This is a genomic window from Streptomyces sp. 6N223 (assembly GCF_052246635.1).
In the GTDB taxonomy this organism is placed as follows: domain Bacteria; phylum Actinomycetota; class Actinomycetes; order Streptomycetales; family Streptomycetaceae; genus Streptomyces.
Genome location: NZ_JBQQCA010000002.1, coordinates 77444 through 98565 on the forward strand (window position 1 = coordinate 77444; position 21122 = coordinate 98565).

Sequence of the window (21122 nt, forward strand, 5' to 3'; positions counted from 1 at the left end):
TCGGAGTCGTGTCCTCCCTCGCGCTGTACCGCCGCTACCGACCCGAGACCTTTGCCGAGGTCATCGGGCAGGAGCACGTGACCGTCCCGCTGCAGCAGGCTCTGCGGAACGACCGGGTCAACCACGCGTATCTCTTCAGCGGGCCGCGGGGCTGCGGCAAGACCACCAGCGCGCGCATCCTCGCCCGGTGTCTCAACTGCGAGCAGGGGCCGACGCCCACGCCCTGCGGGGAGTGCCACTCCTGCCGCGACCTGGCGCGGAACGGGCCGGGGTCGATCGACGTGATCGAGATCGACGCGGCGTCGCACGGCGGCGTGGACGATGCCCGGGAGCTGCGGGAAAAGGCGTTCTTCGGGCCGGCCGCCAGCCGTTTCAAGATCTACATCATCGACGAGGCGCACATGGTCACCCCGGCAGGGTTCAACGCCCTGCTGAAGGTGGTGGAGGAGCCGCCCGAGCACCTGAAGTTCATCTTCGCGACCACGGAGCCGGAGAAGGTCATCGGCACGATCCGGTCGCGGACGCACCACTATCCGTTCCGGCTCGTCCCGCCGGGCACGCTGCGTGACTACTTGGCCGAGGTGTGCGAGCGCGAGGCGATCACGGTGGACGAGGCCGTGCTGCCGCTGGTGGTGCGGGCCGGGGCCGGGTCGGTGCGGGACTCGATGTCGGTGATGGACCAGCTGCTCGCGGGCGCGGGTGAGGACGGCGTCACGTATGAGATGGCCACCGCGCTGCTCGGGTACACGGACGCGGCCATGCTCGACTCCATCGTGGACGCCTTCGCGGCCGGGGACGGGGCGGCGGCGTTCGAGGTCGTGGACCGGGTGATCGAGGGTGGCCACGATCCGCGCCGGTTCGTGACCGACCTGCTGGAGCGGCTGCGGGACCTGGTGATCCTGGCGGCGGTGCCGGACGCCGGGGAGAAGGGGCTGATCACCGTGCCCGCCGATGTGCTGGAGCGGATGCGGGCGCAGGCGTCGGCGCTGGGCCCGGCCGAGCTGAGCCGGGCGGCGGACCTGGTGAACACCGGGCTGACGGAGATGCGCGGCGCGACCTCGCCGCGGTTGCAGCTGGAGCTGATCTGCGCCCGCGTGCTGCTGCCGGCGGCGTATGAGGACGAGCGCTCGCTGATGGCGCGCCTTGAGCGGCTGGAGCGCGGGGCCGCGGTGACGAACTTCGTGGGGAGTGCGCAGCCGATGGCGGCAGGGCCGGCCGACGCCGGGCGGGCCGAGGCGGTCGGGCCGGGGCCTGCTGGGCCGGGGGCAGAGAGCCAGGAACAGGGTTCGGGGGCATCGGGTGGTCCGGCCGCCGGGCGGCCCGGAGCGTGGCCGGCTCGTGGGGGCACAGAGCCGGGCGCCGGCGACGCGGAACGCGCGGCGAGTGATGAGGGCGACGCGCAGCCCCGGGCGGCCTGGCCCGCGGGCACGGGGCAGCGCCAGGCGCAGGCGCAGGGGCGTCAGCCGGGATCGGGGAGCACCGCCGCTCAGCCGCCCGGTGCCCGGCCCGGTGGCGGACCTGCGCCGGAAGGCACGTCGGGCTCGCGACCGGGTGCGTGGCCCACGGCGGCGGCGCAGGAGGGCTCCCGGGCGTCCGGGGCCTGGCCGGGCGGCGGAGGCCAGGCGCCTCCAGCGCCCGCCGCGCCCACCGCCCCGGCCGCCGGAGGCGGCGGGGGCGGCGGGGGCGGCGGCGACGCCACCCAGGTGCGGCAGATGTGGCCGCAGATCCTCGAGGCCGTCAAGGGCCGCCGCCGGTACAGCTGGATCCTGCTGAGCCAGAACGCACAGGTCGTCGGCTTCGACGGCAGCACGCTGCGGCTCGGCTTCACCTCCGCCGGTGCCCGGGACAACTTCGTGAACAGCGGCAGCGAGGAGGTGCTGCGGCAGGCCCTGGGCGAGTCGATGGGCGTGCGGTGGAGGATCGAGGCCGTGGTGGACTCCGGTGGCGGGCCGCCGCCGGGCGGTCCCGGCGGGCCCACGGGGCCCGGGGGCGGCGGGCCGCCGCCGCCCGCGCCGCCGCACGTGCCGCCGGCCGGACCTGACCGGGCCGCTCCGCCGGCCTCCCCGGCTCCGCCGCAGGGACCGCCGCAGGGGCAGGCGCCGGCCCAGCCGCGGCCGCAGGCGTCGGTGCCGCGCCCGGCGGCGCCCGAGCCGCAGGCCCCGCCGCAGCGGGCGCCGCAGGAGCCGGACGAGGAGGAGTACGCGGTGATCGACCCGGAGGATCCTCCGGTGTCCGCGTCCCCCGGGGCCGGGGGCGGCGGGGGGAGCATCGCCCGCAGCCGTGCGGAGCTGATCATCCGGGAGCTGGGGGCCACGGTCCTCGAGGAGTTCCACCACGAATGAGACCAGGGCGGCCGAACCCCGTAGGCTCGTGCCTGTACAGCCGCGACAGCCCGACAGCTATTGGAGTGAGGCCGTGTTCCCTGGTGGTGGGGTCGACATGCAGCAGCTGCTGCAGCAGGCCCAGAAGATGCAGCAGGATCTCGCGGCGGCCCAGCAGGAGCTGGCCGAGTCAACCGTGGAGGGCAGCGCGGGCGGCGGGCTGGTCAAGGCCACGGTCACCGGCTCCGGTGAGCTCACCGCCCTGGAGATCGACCCCAAGGCGGTGGATCCGGAGGACACCGAGACCCTCGCCGACCTGGTGATCGCCGCGGTCCGCGACGCGAACAACGCCGCGCAGGAGCTGGCCCAGACCAAGCTGGGGCCCCTCGCCCAGGGACTGGGCGGCGGCGGCATCCCGGGTCTGCCGCTCTGACGCGCTGGAGGGTGCCCGGTGTATGAAGGCGTGGTCCAAGACCTCATCGACGAGCTGGGGAGGCTGCCCGGCGTCGGGCCCAAGAGCGCGCAGCGGATCGCCTTCCACATCCTGCAGGCCGAGCCCACCGACGTCCGCCGCCTCGCCCACGCCCTGACCGAGGTGAAGGAGAAGGTCAGGTTCTGCTCGGTGTGCGGGAACGTGGCGGAGCAGGAGCAGTGCCGGGTCTGCCTCGACCCGCGGCGCGACCCCACGCTGATCTGCGTGGTGGAGGAGCCCAAGGACGTGGTGGCGATCGAGCGCACCCGCGAGTTCCGGGGCCGATACCACGTGCTCGGCGGCGCGATCAGCCCCATCGACGGCGTAGGCCCCGACGACCTGCGGATACGGGAGCTGCTGGCCCGCCTCGCGGACGGCTCCGTCGCGGAGCTGATCCTGGCCACCGACCCGAACCTGGAGGGCGAGGCCACCGCCACGTATCTGGCCCGCATGGTCGGTTCCCTGGGCCTGCGGGTCACCCGGCTAGCCAGTGGGCTGCCCGTAGGGGGAGACTTGGAGTATGCCGACGAGGTCACGCTGGGGCGTGCCTTCGAGGGGAGGCGGCTGCTTGATGTGTAATGCAGAGCCGATGCACATCCGCCGGGCCGAGACCGGCGCACACGAAGGGCCCACGGGTGGGCCCGTTGGGGAGGCGACCGCGTGATGTCCGAGACCACAGCAGGCACGAGCGGAACCACCGCGGCCACGGACGCGCAGCGGACGCAGGGCGCGGCGCAGGGCCAGGGCGGCAGTCTGCCCGCGGACGGGCCGGACAGCTTCGCCGTGCAGATCGCCGACCAGGTCGAGAGTTTCACCGTCGCCGTGGCGGAGGTCGCCAAGGGCGACGACCCGGACAGCGCCGTGCCCTACCTGCTGCTCCAGGTCTCCCAGCTGCTGCTGGCGGGCGGCCGGCTCGGGGCGTACGAGGACATCGTCCCCGAGGAGCGGTACGAGCCGGACACCGGCCCGGAGCCGGACATGGACCAGATGCGGGAGCAGCTCGCGGAGCTGCTGGCGCCCGTCGACGTCTACTCCGAGGTCTTCGACCCGTACGTGCCGCGCAGCACCCCCGTGGCGTCCCGCATCTCCGACGACCTGGCGGACATCGTCTCCAATCTGCGGCACGGCATGGCGCACTACCGCGAGGGCCGCGTCAGCGAGGCACTGTGGTGGTGGCAGTTCTCCTACCTCACCAACTGGGGCCCGACGGCGAGCGCCACGCTGCGCGCCCTCCAGTCCCTGGTCGCGCACGTCCGCCTGGACACGCCGCTGGCCGAGCTGAACGGGCTGGACACCGACAGCGACGCCGCCGATGACGACGACCTGGAGCGCCAGGCGGGCCGCGTCATGGCCGCCGAGATCGCCACGCCGCTGGGCCTGAAGCAGCGCAGCTAGCCACGAGCCAGCTGCGAGCCACCCGGCCAGGACCCCGTGGCGCCGCCGCCACGATCTCGCGGGAGCGGGCGCACTCCGCCCGCCACACCGCGAGCGAGCACCTCCCCTGCGCGCTTACCTCTGCCTCTGCTACCTCTACCTCTACCTCGTTACTCTCCGTCGCCATGCCACGAGTGTGTCACCCGCCACTGACATCGCGGCCCTCGCGCGCCTCCCGCCATTCGCGTACGACGCGCTCGGCCTCGAACGGCACCAGGTTCAGCGGCGGCCCGTCGAGCGGCCGGCGGATCGCCTCGCGGATCTTCTCGTTGATCTCCGCCACGATCCGCCGCACCACACGCTCGGACGGCGCGCGCAGAGCCTCGGCCAGCGCGTCCTCCGCCTCCTTGCGCAGCCGCAGCGTCGGCGGCAGCACCGAAACGCCCTCGCGGCGCAGTTTCTCCTTCACCCACCAGTTCTCGTCGTAGGGCTCTCCGCGGTCCTGGAGCGGCTTCCCGGCCCCCGGCAGGTCCTTGAACGCCCCCCGCTCCTCCGCCTCCCGGATCTGCTTGTCCACCCATGACTCGAAGCTGACTCCTGGTGGCTTGCGTTCCGTCATGGGCCGCTCCTTCCGCGGAAGACCAACTCGCCCTGTGCGCACTCTCCTCCAACCTAGCGGCTGCCGGATCAGCACCTCCCCCACAGCCGCGCCCGCCGACGCCCGCCCGCGCCCACCGACGCCCGGCTGTGCGGCGTCTCCGCTGTGAGCTGCCTTACGTTTCGCCCGCGTTCCCGTGTAGTGACCAGGCTGGCGGGCAGGGGTCGGTCCTGAGCCGGGCGGTTGATGGCGATTTCGCTCGGTAGACTTCATCCGGCCGTGGCCGCGCTGCGGCTACGGAGAGTGAGAGAGACGAGGAGCGAGCAGACGTGGGCCTGGTCGTGCAGAAGTACGGCGGCTCCTCAGTCGCCGACGCCGAGGGCATCAAGCGCGTCGCCAAGCGGATCGTCGAGGCGAAGAAGCGCGGCCATCAGGTGGTCGTGGTCGTCTCGGCGATGGGTGACACGACGGACGAGCTGATCGATCTCGCCGCGGAGGTGTCGCCGGTGGCCGCCGGCCGCGAGATGGACATGCTGCTGACGGCCGGGGAGCGGATCTCCATGGCGCTGCTGGCGATGGCGATCAAGGCCCTCGGGCACGAGGCGCAGTCGTTCACCGGCAGCCAGGCGGGCGTGATCACCGACTCGGTGCACAACCGGGCCCGGATCATCGACGTCACGCCGGGGCGTATCCAGTCCTCCGTGGACGAGGGGAACATCGCGATCGTCGCGGGCTTCCAGGGCGTTTCGCAGGACAGCAAGGACATCACGACCCTCGGCCGCGGTGGCTCGGACACCACCGCCGTGGCGCTGGCCGCCGCACTCGGGGCGGAGGTCTGCGAGATCTACACCGACGTGGACGGGGTGTTCACCGCCGACCCGCGCGTGGTGAAGAAGGCCCGCAAGATCGACTGGATCTCCTTCGAGGACATGCTGGAGCTGGCCAGCTCCGGCTCGAAGGTGCTGCTGCACCGCTGCGTGGAGTACGCGCGCCGCTACAACATCCCGATCCACGTCCGGTCGTCCTTCTCCGGGCTGACGGGGACCTGGGTCAGCAACGAACCACAAGGGGAGCACGAGGCGATGGAGCAGGCGATCATCTCGGGGGTCGCGCATGACACCTCGGAGGCGAAGGTCACGGTGGTCGGCGTGCCCGACAAGCCGGGCGAGGCCGCGGTGATCTTCCGGGCCGTCGCCAACGCCGAGATCAACATCGACATGGTGGTGCAGAACGTCTCGGCCGCCGCCACGGGGCTGACGGACATCTCGTTCACGCTGCCGAAGAGCGAGGGGCGGCGGGCGATCGCCGCGCTGGAGCGCGAGCGGACCGCCATCGGGTTCGAGGCGCTGCGCTACGACGACCAGATCGCGAAGATCTCGCTCGTCGGCGCGGGAATGAAGACCAACCCCGGGGTCACCGCCACCTTCTTCGAGGCGCTGGCGGGGGCAGGGGTGAACATCGAGCTGATCTCGACCTCGGAGATCCGGATCTCGGTGGTGACGCGCGAGGACGACGTCAACGAGGCGGTGCGTGCGGTGCACACGGCGTTCGGGCTCGACAGCGAGAGCGACGAGGCCGTCGTGTACGGCGGCACGGGGCGCTAGCGTGGGACGCTGATGGTGACGCCGGGCCTGGGCCGGGCGCTGGCTCTGGCGCTGACGCTGGGCGTTGATACGGAAATATGAAACTGAACGTTGATGCTGAACGTTGATGCCTACGTTGATACTGAGCGTCAGCGCGGGCACTTGTGAAGATTTTGTGACCGGACAGCAAGCGCGAATAGCTTGCCCTGGACGGTTTCCGGGGTGGACGATTTCAACTCCCCGCGTCGGCACGGATTCTGTGGAGCCTGCTCGGATCCGCGGAACCTCGGGCGGCGCGGGGAGCGTCTTTCTCGCTCCTCCACAGGCGCGTTGGGCGCGGCGACAACAAGGACATTTAGGGGTAGGCGGTGGAAATCGGGTCGAACGACTCGTCGACCGGCAACCTGCCCGCGCCATACAACCTTTCCGGGGATAAGCGTGTCCAACAGGCGTGGCAGAGGTCCTCGAATTCACGGCAGCCCTATCGCGACGACGCGCGCCGCGCCCCGGCCCGTCCCGGGAGCAGCGCGGCACGAGAGGCGCGAACGCGTCAGGCGGAGGCATGCCCGTGATCGCCCCCATGCCGGCGACCCAGCCGGCAGTCACCCGTGCCCGCGGCGGCCGGCACGCGGACGGCGGCACGATGGCTGAGGGCACCGCCACCGAGGCCGGCGACGTAGACGGCCATGGCGCGCAGGGCGCGCAGGACACGCAGGGTGTGCGCGGCGCCCACGAGGACACCGCCGGGACGGAGGCCCACGCCGGGGCCGAGGGCACCACGGTCGACTTCCTCACCGAGACCTACCGGGAGCACTACCGCCCCCTGCTGGGCCTCGCCGCCCTGCTGCTCGACGACACCGCGTCCTGCGAGGACGTGGTCCAGGAGGCGTTCATCCGCGTGCATGCGGCACGCAACCGCATCCGTGACCGCGAGAAGACCCTCTCCTACCTGCGGCAGACCGTTGTCAACCTTTCCCGTTCCACGCTGCGCCGCCGCATTCTCGGCCTCAAGCTGCTCTCCCGTCCCATGCCCGACGCCGCCAGCGCCGAGGAGGGGGCGTACGAGCAGTTGGAGCGCGCCGACCTGATCCAGGCCATGCGCGGGCTGCAACGCCGGCAGCGCGAGGTCCTCGTCCTGCGCTACTTCGCCGACATGAGCGAGGCCGAGGTCGCCAGCGCCCTCGGCATATCGGCCGGCTCGGTCAAGGCGTACGGCTCACGCGGCATCGCTGCGCTGCGCGTCGCCATGGAGGCAGCCCGATGAACGACCGCGACCCCGGCTTCCCGCGCGGGCGCGACGAGCACCACGACCCGCAGGAGAGCCGGCAGGCGTTCCCGTGGGAGCCCGGCCCGGAGGATGCCGAGGAGACCCTGCGGCGGCTGCTGCGCGAGACGGTGAGCCCGATCGAGCCCTCGCCGGACTCACTGACGCAGCTGCAACTGGCGGTGCCCGCGCGGCAGCGCCGGCGCCGGCAGCTGCTGGTGGGCGCGGTCGCCTCCGTGGTGCTGCTCGGCGTGGGGATGCCGCTGACGATCCGCACCGCCGCGAGCGTGGGCGAGGGCGGCGGCGACTCCACAGCCCACGGGGACCATGGCGAGTTTCCCGTCGGGGTGAACAGCGGCGGCGACGGCGGCGCCTCCGACGGCACCGGGTCGGACGACTCGAGCGGGCAGACGCACGACCCGGAGACGGAGGACGGCGGCGGCCCGGGGGGCGGGAGCCAGGACGACGGCGGGACCGGCGGCGAGACGGCCACCGAGGGGACCGAGCCCAGCGAGGAGCCGACCGAGTCGGCGTCCAGCGTCTGCTCGCGCGAGATGCTGGGCGAGGCCGAGACGATCACGCATGAGCCGGACGACGCCGGGCAGATCTACGGGGCGTTCCGGCTGGTCAACGTCTCCGACGAGGCCTGCCTGATCGACGGCTCCGGCGAGATGGACGTGGCGCCGCTCGGCGACGCGACCACAATCGGCACGGACGTGCAGGTGGTCGAGCAGACGGACGACGTCCAGGCGACGGCGCTGCCCGCGCCCGAGGAGGCGGTGGAGCAGCTGGTGCTCGACCCGGGCGCGGCGTACGAGGTGATGTTCGCGTACGTGCCGGAAGACGGCTCCACGGGCGGCGGCTGCGTGCAGTCGGGGCCGACGGACGAGCCCACCCCCGACCCGACCGAGCCGTCGTCCGGGACGGGCGAGCCGACGTCCGGGACGGACGCCGGTGGCACGAGCGAGGGCACCGGGGACGAACCGGCCGGGGAGGCCGACGGCGGAACCGGCGGAACCGGCGGGACCGGCGGCGACACGGGCAGCGGCAGCGACACCGGCGCGGGCGGCGGCAGCGCGGGCGAGGTCGGCGGCGAGACGGGCGACGACACCGGCGGCGGCGACAGCGGTGGCGGTGGCGGTGGCGGCGAGGACGACAGGGACAACGGCGTGGTGCTGGTGTACACCCCGGACGCGGGCGAGCCGCCGGCGGCCGAGGTCGAGCTCCCCGGAGTCTGCTCGGGCACGGTCTACCGGACCGACGCGCTGCCGGCCGAGACCGAGTAACGCCGCCGGGCGGCGGCCGGACTGTCGGTGGCACCCATTACCGTGGTGGCGTGTACCGGTTCCTGCTGACCCCCCGCTGGTGGGCCATCAACGTCTTCGTGGTGCTGGCGATCCCGGTGTGCCTGGTGGCGGGCACCTGGCAGCTCGGGCGCTTCGAGGACCGGGTGGCCGAACACCGCGAGCAGCAGGACGCCGCCGACGCCGCGGGTGACCCCGGTGGCCAGGTCCGGCCGCTGGAGCGGCTGTTGCCGGCCACCACGGAGACGGTCGGTGAGCAGGCGCGGGTGACGGGGGAGTTCGACGCCGGGCGGGAGCTGCTGGTGCCCGACCGCACGCTGGACGGCGAGCGGGGGTTCTACGTGCTCACGCCGCTGCTGCCGGAGGACGGCGGCCCGGCCGTGCCGGTGGTGCGCGGCTGGCTGCCCGGCGCGGCCGATCCGGCGCGCGTGCCCGAGGCGCCGTCGGGCGAGGTGACGGTGACCGGCGCGCTGCAGGCCGCCGAGTCGCCGAGCGAGGTGGGCGCTCCGACGGGCCTGCCCGCCGGGCGGATCGGCGTGATCGGCGCGGCCTCGCTCATCAACGTGCTGCCGTACGAGGTGCTGGATGCCTGGATCACGGTGCGGGAGGCCACCCCGCCGCTGGCCGCGGTGCCGCCCAGCGCGCCCTCCGGCACCGGCCTGGACGCCGACGCCTTCCAGAACCTGGGGTACACGGCGGAGTGGTTCGCCTTCGCCGCATTCGCGGTCTTCATGTGGTTCCGGCTCTTCCGGCGGGAGGTCGAGGCCCGGCGCGACGCCGAGCTGGGCCTCGGACCTCCCGGTCCGCTCATACCTGGGCAGGAGCCTGGGGCTGGTCCCCCCGGTCCGTCTGACCGTCCCGATCCCGAGCCGGCAGGTGCCGGAGCGCGAAGCGGATCTCCATCCCCACCTGCTTGATCCGCTCCTCGACGACCAGCGAGCCGTGCCCGGCGTCGTACCGGTAGACCTCGTGGACGACGCCGCGCGCGGCCAGCCGGTCCACGTAGTTCTCGATCTGCCGGATCGGGCAGCGCGGATCGTTGACGCCCGCCGAGATGTAGACGGGTGCCCGCACGTGGTCGACGTAGGTGATGGGCGAGGAGGCCCGCCAGCGCTCCGGCTGCTCCTCTGGCGTGCCGCCGAACATCGTGCGGTCCATCGCCTTCAACGCCTCCATCTCGTCGTGGTAGGCGCTGACGTAGTCGGCGACCGGCACGGCGGCGACGCCCACGGTCCAGTCCCCGGGCCGGGTGCCGACGCCCAGCAGCGTCAGGTATCCGCCCCAGGAGCCGCCGGTGAGCACCAGCCTCTCGGGGTCGGCCAGACCGCGCCGGACGCACTCGGCCCTGACCGCCGTGATGTCCTCCAGCTCGATGAGCCCGATGCGGTGCTTGAGGGCGTCGGTCCACTCCCTCCCGTACCCGGTGGAGCCGCGGTAGTTGACGCGGACGACGGCGAAGCCGTGGTCGACCCAGGCAGCGGGGCCGGCGGCGAAGGCGTCGGTGTCGTGCGCGGTGGGCCCGCCGTGGATGTCGAAGACGGTGGGGAACGGTCCCTCGCCGTCGGGGGTCTGCACCAGGGCGTGGATCGTGCCACCCGGCCCCTCGACCCACAGGTCGGTGACGGGCACGGAGGCGGGCGCCCGCAGGCCCGGCGGTCGCAGCACCGTGCCGCCCGCCGTGGAGCGCACCTGCGGCGGCTCGGCGGCCGAGGACCACAGGTACTCCACGGCGCCGTCCGGCCGGGCGGTGGCGCCCGAGATGGTGCCCGGCGCGGTCTCGACGCGGGCGAGCCTCCGGGCGGCCAGGTCGTAGCGCCACAGCTCGCTGCGGGCGGCGTGGGAGTGGACGATCAGCAGCCCGCTGCCGTCGGGGTACCAGCGGGCGCGGGTGTCGCCCGGCAGGTCGAGCTCCAGCTCGGTCTGCTCGCCGGTCAGCGGGTTCCAGATCATCGGCTCCCAGCGGCCGCGCCGCTGGTGCCCGACGAGCAGCCGCGCGTCCCCGGCCACGGGCGCGAAGCCGAGCACCGTGAGGCCCAGCTCCCGCGTCCCGCCCTCCGTGTCGTCCAGCTCGGCCAGGGCCGTGCCGTCCGGCCGGACCACGCGCAGCGCCGCGTGCATGGCGTCGCCGTGCTCGGTGTGCTCGATGGCCAGCAGCGCGCCGTCGTGGGAGAGGTCCCCGACGCCGGCGGACTGGCGGTGGCGGTAGATCTCCACCGGCTCCCCGCCGCCGGGCGGCGCCACGTGGATGGTGGTGCCGGCTTCCTCGGTCATCCGCCCGACCACCACGGTGCCGTCGCGGCCCAGCGCCAGCCCGGCCGAGTAGGACGGATCGAGCCCGGGAACGGCCGCCTCGTCCGGGCCGCCGTGGAACGGCTGCCGCATCCAGTGGCCGAACTCGTCGCCGTCGGTGTCGTTGAACCACCAGATCCACTCGCCGTCCGGCGACAGCCCGCCGTCCACGGTGCCGTTGGGCCGATCGGTGGCCTGCCGCTGCTTGCCGCTGGCGCGGTCCCAGGCGTACAGCTCGAATGTGCCGGTGGCGTTCGAGATGAACAGCGAGCGGTCCGGCGCGTCCTCGGCCCACTGCGGCAGGCTCACGCGCGGCGCGCGGAACCGCTTCTCCCAGTCGGGCATCCCCTCCGGCTCGGGCATCTCCTCGGGCGCGCGCTCGTCACTCATGGTCGAGTTCCACCTGAATCTCGACCTCGACGGGCGCGTCGCGCGGCAGCACGGCCACGCCGACCGCGCTGCGGGCGTGCTGGCCCTTCTCACCCAGCGCCGCGACCAGCAGCTCGCTGGCGCCGTTGATGACCTCCGGCTGGCCGGTGAAGCCGGGGTCGGAGGCCACGAAGCCGACGACCTTCACGACGCGGGCGACCCGGTCCAGGTCCCCGGCGACCGACTTCACGGCGGCAAGGGCGTTCAGCGCGCAGGTGGCGGCCAGCTCCTTGGCCTGCTCCAGGCCGATCTCGGCGCCGACCTTCCCGGCCGCCAGCAACCGGCCCTCGACCAGCGGCACCTGTCCCGCGGTGTAGACGTAACGCCCGGTGCGCACGGCGGGCACGTACGCCGCGACCGGCGCCGCCACCTCGGGCAGCGCCAGCCCCAGCTCGCCCAGCCGCTTCTCGACGGCACTCACGACGCGTCCCTCGGACGCTTGAAGTACGCCACCAGCTGCTCGGGGTTCGGCCCCGGGATGACCTGGACCAGCTCCCAGCCGTCCTCGCCCCAGTTGTCCAGGATCTGCTTGGTCGTGTGCACCAGCAGCGGCACGGTCACGTATTCCCACTTCGTCATGGCCCCGACTCTAGCCGTAGGCTCGCGAGGGTGAGTTTGGCGCACAGGCTGCACGTGGTCAGCGGCAAGGGCGGCACGGGAAAGACGACCGTCGCCGCCGCGCTCGCGCTGGCGCTCGCGGAGGAGGGGCGGCGCACGCTGCTGGTCGAGGTCGAGGGGCGGCAGGGCATCGCGCAGCTCTTCGAGACCGAGGCGCTGCCCTACGAGGAGCGCCGTATCGCCATCGGCCCGGGCGGCGGCGAGGTGTTCGCGCTGGCGATCGACGCCGAGCTGGCGCTGCTGGACTACCTCCAGATGTTCTACAAGCTCGGCGGCGCGGGCCGGGCGCTGCGCCGCATCGGGGCGATCGACTTCGCCACCACGGTCGCGCCCGGCCTGCGGGACGTGCTGCTGACCGGCAAGGCGTGCGAGGCGGTCCGGCGGCGCGACGGCGGCGGTGAAGGGGGGCGCTTCGTCTACGACGCCGTGGTGATGGACGCCCCGCCGACCGGCCGCATCGCCCGCTTCCTCGGCGTCAACGAGGAGGTGGCCGGGCTGGCCAGGATGGGCCCGATCCACCACCAGGCACAGGCGGTGATGCGGGTGCTGAAGTCGGCGGAGACCGCCGTGCACCTGGTGACGCTGCTGGAGGAGATGCCTGTGCAGGAGACCGCCGACGGCGTGGCCGAGCTGCGGGCCCACCAGCTCCCGGTGGGCAGCGTGGTGGTGAACATGGTGCGCCCGCCGATCGGCGCCGAGCTGCCGGCGGAGTCCGCCGGCCTGGACGGCGGCACGGACGGCGGCGTCGCGGACGGCGGCGTCGCGGACGGCGGCGTCGCGGACGGCGGCGTCGCGGCCGAGGCGAGGATCGCGCGGGCGCTGGCCCGGGCGGGCGTACGCGGCGCGGCCGGGCTGGCGGTGCCGCTGCTGTCACAGGGCCGGGAGTACGCCCAGCGCCACGCGCTGGAGCGGGAGCAGCGTGCCGAGCTGGACGCCCTGGAACTGCCGGTGCGGGAGCTGCCGTTGCTGGCGGAGGGCATGGACCTGGCGGGCCTGTACCGGCTGGCGCGCCGCCTGCGCGAGTGGGACTGGTGAGGAGCGGGGGCTGATCGCGTGGTGCTGATGGACGAGGAGGACGCCGGCGTCCGCGAGGTGGCGGGGCTGGCGATGGACGAGCTGCTGGACGATCCCGGCACCCGCATCGTGGTCTGCTGCGGCGCGGGCGGTGTGGGGAAGACGACCACCGCCGCCGCGCTGGGCCTGCGGGCGGCGGAGCGCGGGCGGCGCGTGGTGGTGCTGACGATCGACCCGGCGCGGCGGCTGGCGCAGTCGATGGGGCTGACGGAGCTGGACAACGTCCCGCGCCCGGTGCCCGGCGTCGACGCGGCGGCGGGCGGCGAGCTGTTCGCGATGATGCTGGACATGAAGCGCACCTTCGACGAGATCGTCGAGGCGCACGCGGACCCGGCGCGGGCCCGCGCCATCCTGGACAACCCCTTCTACCAGTCGCTGTCGGCCGGCTTCGCCGGGACGCAGGAGTACATGGCGATGGAGAAGCTGGGCCAGCTCGCCGCCCGCGACGAGTGGGACCTGATCGTGGTGGACACGCCGCCGAGCCGGTCGGCGCTGGACTTCCTGGACGCGCCGCAGCGGCTCGGCTCGTTCCTGGACGGGCGGTTCATCAAGGTCCTGATGGCGCCGGCCAAGGCGGGCGGCCGCGCGGGGCGGAAGGTGATGAGCCTGGGCATGGCCGGTCTCTCGCTGGTCGCCGGGCCGCTCGGCAAGGTGCTGGGGACGGCGTTGCTGAGGGACGTGCAGACCTTCGTGGCGGCGATGGACACCATGTTCGGCGGCTTCCGCACGCGTGCGGACGCCACCTACCGGCTGCTCCAGGCGCCGGGAACGGCGTTCCTGGTGGTGGCCGCGCCGGAGCGGGACGCGCTGCGGGAGGCGGCGTACTTCGTGGAGCGGCTCGCCGCCGACCGGATGCCGCTGGCCGGGCTGGTGCTGAACCGGGTCCACGCCTCGGGCGCGGCGCGGCTCAGCGCCGAACGCGCCCTGGCGGCGGCGGAGATGCTCGTCAACGGCCTCGGCGGAGTGAACGGGGCCAACGGGGGCAACGGGCGCAACGGCGCCAACGACGCCAACGGCGTTCAGGGCCTGAAGGGAGAAGGCGGCGGGGACGGCGCCACGGCCGGGTCCGGCTCAAAGAATCTTGCGGACGAGGGCATTGTCGATCATCGCACCGGGCAAACTCGCCTTCGGGACAACCCCCACCATCCCCATGGCACGGGCTCGCAAGGCTCGTCCCGCGGCCGGTCTCCCGAAGATCCCAGCTCCCCGGCCGAGGGCGACGCCGACCACGCCAACGACGCCGATGACGCCCTGGCCGCGGGGTTGCTTCGCGTGCACGCCGAGCGCATGCGGCAGGTGGCCCGCGAGGCGCGCATGCGCGCCCGCTTCACGGCCGTGCACCCGGAGGTGCCCGTGGTGGAGGTTGCCGCACTGCCCAGCGACGTGCACGACCTGGCGGGGCTGCGCGCCATCGGCGAGCGCCTCGCCCGCCCCGGCGCGCCCTAACGCCCGCAAAACGCCCGGAATGTCCGCAACGGACGCCATCGCCTGCGAGCCGCTGCTGCCACCTCGTGGCCGTCAGCCAGCCGCGGCGTAGCTCTCGTATTCCTCACGCCGGTAGCGGTCGCGCTCGCGGCGGCGGCCCTCGCGCCGGTCGGGCACCGCGCGAGCGCCGCCGCGCTCGTACTCGCTGCGTGCCGTCTCCAGCAGGTGGCGCCACGAGGTGACCGTGGGGCGGCGGCGCAGCAGGGCGCGCCGCTCGCGTTCCGTCATGCCACCCCAGACGCCGAACTCCACGCGGCTGTCCAGCGCGTCAGCGAGACACTCGGTGCGTACCGGGCAGCCGCTGCAGACCGCCTTGGCCCGGTTCTGAGCAGCCCCTTGCACGAACAGTTCATCCGGATCGGTCTCGCGGCACGCCGCGTGCGCGGACCAGTCGGTAACCCAGCTCATCTCTGCCGGTGCCGTCCTCTCCCGAATCGAGGCTCCCCCACGGCGGCAAGTGGCATATTCACCCTTGCCAGTTGAGGACGTTACGGAAGGCAGCGGGGGCGCAACACCCCCAGGGGGCCTAATCTTGCATGGCCCGATCGGACTATGGCCCCTTCGCAGGTCACCCGGTCGGGTGAGCACCTGTGTACACCAGCGGATTTGCGTGAAGTGTGAACGGCGATGAACGCCGATGAAGGGCGACGACCAGCGTAGGCGAACACATGCCCTCCTGTCCGGCGTTTTGAGCCCGTAGGCTTGCGGTCATGGGTAGAAGGCGTCCGGGCAGCGGGCTGAGCACCGCGGGGCAGGCGGTCAGGTTCCTCGGCGTGAGCGTGCTCTCCGGGGCGGTGCTGGCGGGGCTGGCCCTGCCGGCCGTGGGAGCGCTCGGTCTGGCGGCCAAGGGGACGGCGCAGGGCTTCGACGAGATCCCCGCCATGATGAAGCGGCCGCCGCTGAGCCAGCGGACCACGATCCTCGACGCCGAGGGCAACAAGATCGCCGACGTCTACCACCGCAACCGCACGGTGATCGGCCTGGACGACATGGGCGAGTACGTGCGGCAGGCCATCGTCGCCATCGAGGACGCCCGCTTCTACGAGCACGGCGCCGTCGACTTCGAGGGCATCATCCGGGCGCTGAACAACAACCTGGAGGCGGGCGGCGTCTCCGAGGGCGCCTCCACCCTCACGCAGCAGTACGTGAAGAACGTCTTCGTGGAGGCCGCCGGGGACGACCAGGAGGCGATCGCCGAGGCGACGGACCAGTCGGGCGCCGACGGCCTGGGCCGCAAGGTCCGCGAGATGAAGTACGCCATCGAGCTGGAGCAGGAGCTCTCCAAGGACGAGATCCTGGAGAACTACCTCAACATCACCTATTTCGGGCAGCAGGCGTACGGCATCGAGGCCGCCTCCCGGCAGTACTTCTCCAAGCCCGCGAGCGAGCTCGAGCTGCACGAGGCGGCGATGCTGGCGGGCCTGGTGCAGTCGCCCAGCGCGTACGACCCGGTCACCAGTCCGGAGGCGGCCCGCGCGCGGCGCGACACCGTGCTCCAGGCCATGGTGCGGACCGGCGACATCACGCAGCGGGAGGCCGACGAGGCCAAGGCGCTGGACCTGGGCCTGAAACTCAGCGAGCCGCGCAACGGCTGCATCACCGCCGTGAACGACGCCGGCTTCTTCTGCGACTACGTGCACGAGGAGTTCCTCAGCAGCCCGGTCTTCGGCGAGACCCGGGAAAAGCGCGAGGAGATGTGGGCGCTGGGCGGCCTGACCATCCGCACCACGCTCGACCCGCAGGCGCAGTCCGCGGCCGCCGCGGCGGCGGTCAACGGCGTCAACACCGACGACCCGGTGGCCTCCTCCGTCGTCCAGGTGGAGCCCGGCACCGGCCGCATCCTGTCCATGGCGCAGTCGCGCCCGTACGGCAACGACGCCGAGGCCCACGAGACCATCATCAACCTCAACGCATCCAACGCCATGGGCGGCTCGACGTACGGCTTCCAGCCCGGCTCGACCTTCAAGCCGATCACCGCGGCCGCCGCCCTGGAGGCGGGCATGTCCCCGGCCAAGACCTACACCACCGACAACGAGATGGTGGTGCAGATGAGCGACTTCCGCGACTGCGAGGGCACCCCGCTGGGCGAGGCCGGCAACAGCGAGTGGGACGTGGAGAACTACGACGAGAGCATGCAGGGCACCTGGGACATGACCGACGCCCTGGCCCAGTCCGTCAACACCTACTTCGTGGAGCTGGAGAAGGAGGTCGGCGTCTGCGAGACGGCCGAGCTGGCGGCACGCATGGGCATCGAGCGCGGCGACAACAAGCCGCTCGGCGTCAACCCCTCGATGACGCTGGGCGGCGAGGAGATCGCTCCGCTCCAGATGGCCGCCGCCTACGCCACCTTCGCCAACCGGGGCACGTACTGCGAGCCGGTCTCCATCACGTCGGTCACGACGGCCGGCGGGGAGGAGCTGGCGCCCGAGTCGGACTGCTCGCAGGTGATGTCGGCCCGCACCGCCGACACGATCAACATGATGCTGCGCGGCGTCGTGGAGGACGGCACGGGCGCGACCGCCGGGCTCACCGACCGGGACAACGCCGGCAAGACCGGCACCACCGACGATGTGCGGGACGTGTGGTTCGTCGGCTACACGCCGGAGGTGGCCACCGCGGTGCGGGTCGGCAGCGACACCGACCCGCTGCCGATGTTCGACATCACCATCGGCGGCGTCTTCCACGAGCAGGCCAGCGGCGGCGCGGTGGCCGGCCCGATCTGGCACGAGGCCATGGCCGGCGCGCTGGCTGGCGTCCCGGCCTCGACCTTCACCGAGGTGGACGTGCCGCGCGCCGACGACCCGGTGATCCCCCCGCCGGACGACGACTCCGACCTCCCGGACCTGCCCGGCCTGCCCGAGCCCCCGGACGACGGCGGCGGCGACGGCTGGCCCGGCGACTGGGGCGACTGGGAGAACTGGAACAACGGCAACGGCAACGGCAACGGGAACGGCCGCGACTGACGGACGCCGGCGGCGGCGCGGTCAGCCCTCGCCGCCCGCCAGGGCCTTCTTCACCGCGTCCGCCACCCGGCGGCCCTCCGCGCGCCCGGCGACCTTCGGGTTCACGATCTTCATCACCGCGCCCATCGCCCGCGGCCCCTCGGCCCCGCCCGCCTTCGCCTCCGCCACCGCTTCGGCCACGAGCGCGGCCAGCTCCTCGTCACCGAGCTGCTTCGGCAGATACTCCGCGAGCACCGCGCCCTCGGCCCGCTCCCGCTCCGCCTGCTCGGCCCGGCCGCCCTTCTCGAACGCCTCCGCCGCCTCCCGCCGCTTCTTCGCCTCGCGGGTGATCACCTTCATCACCTCGTCGTCGGAGAGCTCGCGGGCCGCCTCGCCCGCCACCTCCTCCGTCGTGATCGCCGCCAGCGTCAAGCGCAGCGTCGCCTGGCGCACCTCGTCGCGCGCTTTCCTCGCTGCGGTCAGGTCACCTCTGAGCCGGTCCTTCAACGTGGTCATGGCCCCATTCTGACAGCCGCCACCGACACCCCTCCCGCATCTGAAAGCATGGCCCCATGCGCGCCCGACACGCCCTCCCGCTGTCCCTCGCCGCCCTCGCCGCCGGCGTTCTCGGCTACGCCGCCGGCTACGAGGTCCGCTCCTTCCGCCTGCGCCGGGCCACCGTGCCCGTGCTGCCCCCGGGCCTGCCCGAGCTGCGCGTGCTGCACGTCTCCGACATCCACATGGTCTGCGGCCAGCGCAAGAAACGCCTCTGGCTGAACTCCCTCGCCGGGCTCCGCCCCGACCTTGTGATCAACACCGGCGACAACCTGTCCGACCCCGAGGCCGTCCCCGAGACGCTCGACGCCCTCGGCCCGCTGCTGGAGTTCCCCGGCGCCTACGTCTTCGGCTCCAACGACTACTACGCCCCCGTCTTCCGCAACCCCGCCCGGTACCTGGCGGAGCGCGCCTCCGGCCGCCACGGCCTCAACGGCAACCCGCCCGCCTCGAACGTGCCGCGCAACCCGTGGTGGGAGCTGCGCGACGCCTTCGACGCCGCGGGCTGGGCCAACCTCACCAACACCCGCGGCCGCGTGAAGCTCCCCTCCGCCGGCGGCGCGCAGATCGCCCTGACCGGCCTCGACGACCCCCACATCCGCCGCGACCGCTACACCGAGGTCGCCGGAGGCCCCGACCCGGACGCCGACCTCTCCCTCGCCGTCGTCCACGCCCCCTACCTGCGCGTCCTGGACGCCTTCACCGCCGACGGCTACCCCCTCATCCTCGCCGGCCACACCCACGGCGGCCAGCTCTGCGTCCCCCTCTACGGCGCCCTCGTCACCAACTGCGACATCGACCCCGCCCGCGTCAAGGGCCTGACCACCCACACCACCGCCGGCCACACCGCCCACCTCCACGTCTCGGCGGGCTGCGGCACCAACCGCTACACCCCCGTCCGCTTCGCCTGCCCCCCGGAGGCCACGCTCCTCACCCTCACCGCCCGCGCCTAGCCCGGCCGCTGCCCCGCTAAAAGCAGATTTCCCGTTGGCCAGGCGGTCGGCTAGAGTGGTGTTCGCTTCTACGGGGTGTGGCGCAGCTTGGCAGCGCGCTTCGTTCGGGACGAAGAGGCCGTGGGTTCAAATCCCGCCACCCCGACAGAGAAGATGCAGGTCAGGGCCAACATCCTCACATGAGGATGTTGGCCCTGATCCTTGTGCGTGACTAACTGCGTGACTGGTGCACGAGGACGACGGCCACGCCGTAGTGATCCGCGATCGCTTCGCGTGACCGACGGCCGCGTAGTCCGCGTCATAGGCGGAGGCGCCGGGCACGGCCGGGCCGCGCATCTTGGCGAACACGTCGATCACGACCATGCGCGCCTCGGGATTGCGTGTCCCCGGACACCGGCACCACGAGCCAATTGGGCACATTGAGCGGCGTGGCGTTCGGGAGGGGGATTACCGGCTACTCGGGCTCACCACGTCGCACGATGACCTGGAATCGCTGTACACGTATTAAACGCGGAGCGGTGACGCTGTCGTTGACCGGTACTTGCTGGACTGGGAGATGCCAGAGGGCGAACGGATCGCGTGGTCGGCGTGGACGATGATGCCGGATCTGCCTGTCTCAGCCGATCCTGCCACCGGGGGCGCCCTGGCGCTGGGCCGCACGGGACGCTGTACGCAGGCGAGGCGGGCGGGGAGGTGCTGCGGACGAAGACGGACAGCGGCATCCCGGACGACAATCCCGAGCCAGGGTCGGCTACCTGCTCCAGCGGGCACGGCGACGTTGCGGCAGGGCTCGCGTGGGACGCGGTTGGGAGCGGGTGGGCCGTGGACTCCGGCGGGGTGGTGCGGGCCGTCGTGCCCGGCGACGCTGGCACGGTCGAGCCGCTGGCCGAGGCGGACCCACCCACCGAGCGGACTCGCGCAGGTCGCTGGCTCGCTGTGGGCCGGTGCCACAGACGGGGGGCTATGGCGCGTCCCCCTGGACGGGCAAGGCGGTCTCAGCGGAGCACCCGAGTGGCTGACCATTGCGGCGTCACCCGTTGCACTTCTCCCCGCAGGCAGTGAAACCCTGTGGGTGCTCACAGCCGAGGGCGACATCCTGCGCGTGGCTGTCACCTGACAAGTACCGCATCAAGCAATGTTGGCCCTGTCGCTCGCTGGTGGTTGCGATCCTTCGACGGGGGCGGTCATGGTGGAGGGGTGGGCACGGAGCAGTCGGTGCGGTGCGAAGTCCCTTACTTCCCAAGCGCCGTGGTGGGAATCAGCCTGGTGTGGCTCGGTGGGCTGGGGGTAGTGGGGCTCCGGTGGCTGCGCCACCAACCCTGGCATCCCGGGGAGTTTCTCATCTTCGGCGGGATGTTGGTGCTGACCGTCTGCACCGGCCTGCTCAGGAGCCGGTACGTCGTGCGCGCGGTCGAGTTCACCAAGGCGCAGGTCCGGCTGGAAAGCCGCGCGAACGTGCAGACAGTGCGCATCGCCGACGTAAGGGCGGTGTGGGTTGAACACACAGGCGACACTGTAAACGGCTACGCGGGGACATCGCTGGAGCTGGACTGGCGCCATGGAAGCCGATCATTCGTCTGCGACCACGATCCCACGTTGGGCCAAGCGCTCGTGCGGCTGCTTCCCTCCCACGTCACCGTGGAAGAGCGGTGGCACGAGCTCCAGGAACCTTTGTCCGGTTGACGGCAATTCGACCTCGTCGGCGTCCAGACCGTCTGGACCTCATGGTCCTCGCCGGGGTCCACTCCGGCCGAGGCCGGGCCGGTGCCGTACACGTGGGTAAGGCGTCGGTCGCAGCTGGCATCGTCCACAACAGGGCAACGTTGCCTGATGCGTGGCTTTGTTCACGAGTTCCGGTTCT

19 protein-coding genes and 1 tRNA gene are annotated in these 21122 nt (G+C 72.6%); 14 read left to right on the forward strand and 6 right to left on the reverse strand.

Features of this window, described 5'->3' with window-relative positions:
* Positions 1 to 8: 8 nt before the first annotated feature.
* The 4 genes from ACTWQH_RS02075 (at position 9) to ACTWQH_RS02090 (ending at position 4188) form a co-directional block, all read left to right on the forward strand.
* Entirely contained in the window at positions 9 to 2342 is a 2334-nt protein-coding gene (locus ACTWQH_RS02075) for a DNA polymerase III subunit gamma and tau (protein WP_443284528.1), read from the forward strand.
* Between the two features lie 73 nt (positions 2343 to 2415).
* On the forward strand, positions 2416 to 2754 hold the full coding sequence (locus ACTWQH_RS02080) for a YbaB/EbfC family nucleoid-associated protein (RefSeq protein ID WP_443284529.1): 339 nt from the start codon (positions 2416 to 2418) through the stop codon (positions 2752 to 2754).
* Positions 2755 to 2772: 18 nt separating this feature from the next.
* Complete coding sequence (gene recR, locus ACTWQH_RS02085; RefSeq protein ID WP_443284530.1) at positions 2773 to 3372, forward strand: recombination mediator RecR; 600 nt, start codon at positions 2773 to 2775, stop codon at positions 3370 to 3372.
* Between the two features lie 84 nt (positions 3373 to 3456).
* Positions 3457 to 4188, forward strand: coding sequence for a DUF5063 domain-containing protein (locus tag ACTWQH_RS02090; protein WP_443284531.1), 732 nt, complete (start codon positions 3457 to 3459; stop codon positions 4186 to 4188).
* Positions 4189 to 4366: 178 nt separating this feature from the next.
* On the opposite strand, the gene ACTWQH_RS02095 is transcribed toward ACTWQH_RS02090, so the two are convergent.
* On the reverse strand, positions 4367 to 4786 hold the full coding sequence (locus tag ACTWQH_RS02095; protein WP_443284532.1) for a J-domain-containing protein: 420 nt from the start codon (positions 4784 to 4786) through the stop codon (positions 4367 to 4369).
* 308 nt (positions 4787 to 5094) lie between these two features.
* Between ACTWQH_RS02095 and ACTWQH_RS02100 the strand changes: the two genes are divergently transcribed.
* The 4 genes from ACTWQH_RS02100 (at position 5095) to ACTWQH_RS02115 (ending at position 9833) form a co-directional block, all read left to right on the forward strand.
* Positions 5095 to 6369 carry an aspartate kinase gene (locus ACTWQH_RS02100; RefSeq protein ID WP_443284533.1) on the forward strand — a complete coding sequence of 425 codons (1275 nt, stop codon included), beginning with the start codon at positions 5095 to 5097 and terminating at the stop codon, positions 6367 to 6369.
* A 622-nt stretch (positions 6370 to 6991) separates the two neighbouring features.
* Positions 6992 to 7612 carry a SigE family RNA polymerase sigma factor gene (locus ACTWQH_RS02105; protein WP_443284534.1) on the forward strand — a complete coding sequence of 207 codons (621 nt, stop codon included), beginning with the start codon at positions 6992 to 6994 and terminating at the stop codon, positions 7610 to 7612.
* Entirely contained in the window at positions 7609 to 8898 is a 1290-nt protein-coding gene (locus tag ACTWQH_RS02110; RefSeq protein ID WP_443284535.1) for a hypothetical protein, read from the forward strand. The genes ACTWQH_RS02105 and ACTWQH_RS02110 overlap by 4 nt, the downstream gene beginning before the upstream one ends.
* Positions 8899 to 8948: 50 nt before the next feature.
* Positions 8949 to 9833: an SURF1 family protein gene (locus ACTWQH_RS02115; RefSeq protein WP_443284536.1), complete on the forward strand. Its 885-nt coding sequence runs from the start codon at positions 8949 to 8951 to the stop codon at positions 9831 to 9833.
* Here ACTWQH_RS02115 and ACTWQH_RS02120 read toward each other — a convergent pair.
* The 3 genes from ACTWQH_RS02120 to ACTWQH_RS02130 are packed head-to-tail and all read right to left on the reverse strand — an operon-like array spanning position 9724 to position 12213.
* Positions 9724 to 11595: a prolyl oligopeptidase family serine peptidase gene (locus tag ACTWQH_RS02120; RefSeq protein ID WP_443284537.1), complete on the reverse strand. Its 1872-nt coding sequence runs from the start codon at positions 11593 to 11595 to the stop codon at positions 9724 to 9726. The genes ACTWQH_RS02115 and ACTWQH_RS02120 overlap by 110 nt on opposite strands.
* Positions 11588 to 12055 (reverse strand): RidA family protein, encoded by a 468-nt coding sequence (locus ACTWQH_RS02125; protein WP_443284538.1) that lies wholly within the window; start codon positions 12053 to 12055, stop codon positions 11588 to 11590. The genes ACTWQH_RS02120 and ACTWQH_RS02125 overlap by 8 nt, the downstream gene beginning before the upstream one ends.
* Complete coding sequence (locus tag ACTWQH_RS02130) at positions 12052 to 12213, reverse strand: DUF4177 domain-containing protein (protein ID WP_443284539.1); 162 nt, start codon at positions 12211 to 12213, stop codon at positions 12052 to 12054. The genes ACTWQH_RS02125 and ACTWQH_RS02130 overlap by 4 nt, the downstream gene beginning before the upstream one ends.
* Positions 12214 to 12249: 36 nt before the next feature.
* Here ACTWQH_RS02130 and ACTWQH_RS02135 point away from each other — a divergent pair, with 36 nt between their 5' ends.
* Together ACTWQH_RS02135 and ACTWQH_RS02140 are read left to right on the forward strand one after the other, a co-directional pair.
* Positions 12250 to 13287: an ArsA-related P-loop ATPase gene (locus ACTWQH_RS02135; RefSeq protein WP_443284691.1), complete on the forward strand. Its 1038-nt coding sequence runs from the start codon at positions 12250 to 12252 to the stop codon at positions 13285 to 13287.
* Between the two features lie 27 nt (positions 13288 to 13314).
* A complete protein-coding gene (locus ACTWQH_RS02140; protein ID WP_443284692.1) occupies positions 13315 to 14772 on the forward strand; it encodes an ArsA family ATPase in 1458 nt (485 codons plus the stop codon).
* Between the two features lie 72 nt (positions 14773 to 14844).
* Here the strand turns inward: ACTWQH_RS02140 and ACTWQH_RS02145 are convergent, their stop codons facing one another.
* On the reverse strand, positions 14845 to 15219 hold the full coding sequence (locus tag ACTWQH_RS02145; RefSeq protein WP_443284540.1) for a WhiB family transcriptional regulator: 375 nt from the start codon (positions 15217 to 15219) through the stop codon (positions 14845 to 14847).
* 302 nt (positions 15220 to 15521) lie between these two features.
* On the opposite strand from ACTWQH_RS02145, the gene ACTWQH_RS02150 reads away from it, so the two are divergent.
* The gene (locus ACTWQH_RS02150) at positions 15522 to 17774 is read left to right on the forward strand and encodes a transglycosylase domain-containing protein (protein ID WP_443284541.1); all 2253 of its coding nucleotides are present in this window, start codon (positions 15522 to 15524) and stop codon (positions 17772 to 17774) included.
* A 21-nt stretch (positions 17775 to 17795) separates the two neighbouring features.
* Here ACTWQH_RS02150 and ACTWQH_RS02155 read toward each other — a convergent pair whose 3' ends face one another.
* On the reverse strand, positions 17796 to 18269 hold the full coding sequence (locus tag ACTWQH_RS02155; protein WP_443284542.1) for a GatB/YqeY domain-containing protein: 474 nt from the start codon (positions 18267 to 18269) through the stop codon (positions 17796 to 17798).
* Between the two features lie 56 nt (positions 18270 to 18325).
* Between ACTWQH_RS02155 and ACTWQH_RS02160 the strand changes: the two genes are divergently transcribed.
* The 3 genes from ACTWQH_RS02160 (at position 18326) to ACTWQH_RS02170 (ending at position 20944) form a co-directional block, all read left to right on the forward strand.
* The gene (locus tag ACTWQH_RS02160; protein WP_443284543.1) at positions 18326 to 19261 is read left to right on the forward strand and encodes a metallophosphoesterase; all 936 of its coding nucleotides are present in this window, start codon (positions 18326 to 18328) and stop codon (positions 19259 to 19261) included.
* A 71-nt stretch (positions 19262 to 19332) separates the two neighbouring features.
* Positions 19333 to 19406: transfer RNA gene (locus ACTWQH_RS02165), tRNA-Pro, on the forward strand.
* 1052 nt (positions 19407 to 20458) lie between these two features.
* Positions 20459 to 20944, forward strand: coding sequence for a hypothetical protein (locus tag ACTWQH_RS02170; RefSeq protein ID WP_443284544.1), 486 nt, complete (start codon positions 20459 to 20461; stop codon positions 20942 to 20944).
* Positions 20945 to 21122 lie beyond the last annotated feature (178 nt).

Excerpts from the sequence above, each read along its gene's own strand:
- ACTWQH_RS02090 (WP_443284531.1), top strand. The coding sequence starts at position 3,457 with ATGTCCGAGACCACAGCAGGCACGAGCGGAACCACCGCGGCCACGGAC.
- ACTWQH_RS02095 (WP_443284532.1), bottom strand. The coding sequence starts at position 4,786 with ATGACGGAACGCAAGCCACCAGGAGTCAGCTTCGAGTCATGGGTGGAC.
- ACTWQH_RS02105 (WP_443284534.1), top strand. The coding sequence starts at position 6,992 with ATGGCTGAGGGCACCGCCACCGAGGCCGGCGACGTAGACGGCCATGGC.
- ACTWQH_RS02110 (WP_443284535.1), top strand. The coding sequence starts at position 7,609 with ATGAACGACCGCGACCCCGGCTTCCCGCGCGGGCGCGACGAGCACCAC.
- ACTWQH_RS02120 (WP_443284537.1), bottom strand. The coding sequence starts at position 11,595 with ATGAGTGACGAGCGCGCGCCCGAGGAGATGCCCGAGCCGGAGGGGATG.
- ACTWQH_RS02130 (WP_443284539.1), bottom strand. The coding sequence starts at position 12,213 with ATGACGAAGTGGGAATACGTGACCGTGCCGCTGCTGGTGCACACGACC.
- ACTWQH_RS02140 (WP_443284692.1), top strand. The coding sequence starts at position 13,315 with ATGGACGAGGAGGACGCCGGCGTCCGCGAGGTGGCGGGGCTGGCGATG.
- ACTWQH_RS02145 (WP_443284540.1), bottom strand. The coding sequence starts at position 15,219 with ATGAGCTGGGTTACCGACTGGTCCGCGCACGCGGCGTGCCGCGAGACC.
- ACTWQH_RS02150 (WP_443284541.1), top strand. The coding sequence starts at position 15,522 with ATGGGTAGAAGGCGTCCGGGCAGCGGGCTGAGCACCGCGGGGCAGGCG.
- ACTWQH_RS02155 (WP_443284542.1), bottom strand. The coding sequence starts at position 18,269 with ATGACCACGTTGAAGGACCGGCTCAGAGGTGACCTGACCGCAGCGAGG.
- ACTWQH_RS02160 (WP_443284543.1), top strand. The coding sequence starts at position 18,326 with ATGCGCGCCCGACACGCCCTCCCGCTGTCCCTCGCCGCCCTCGCCGCC.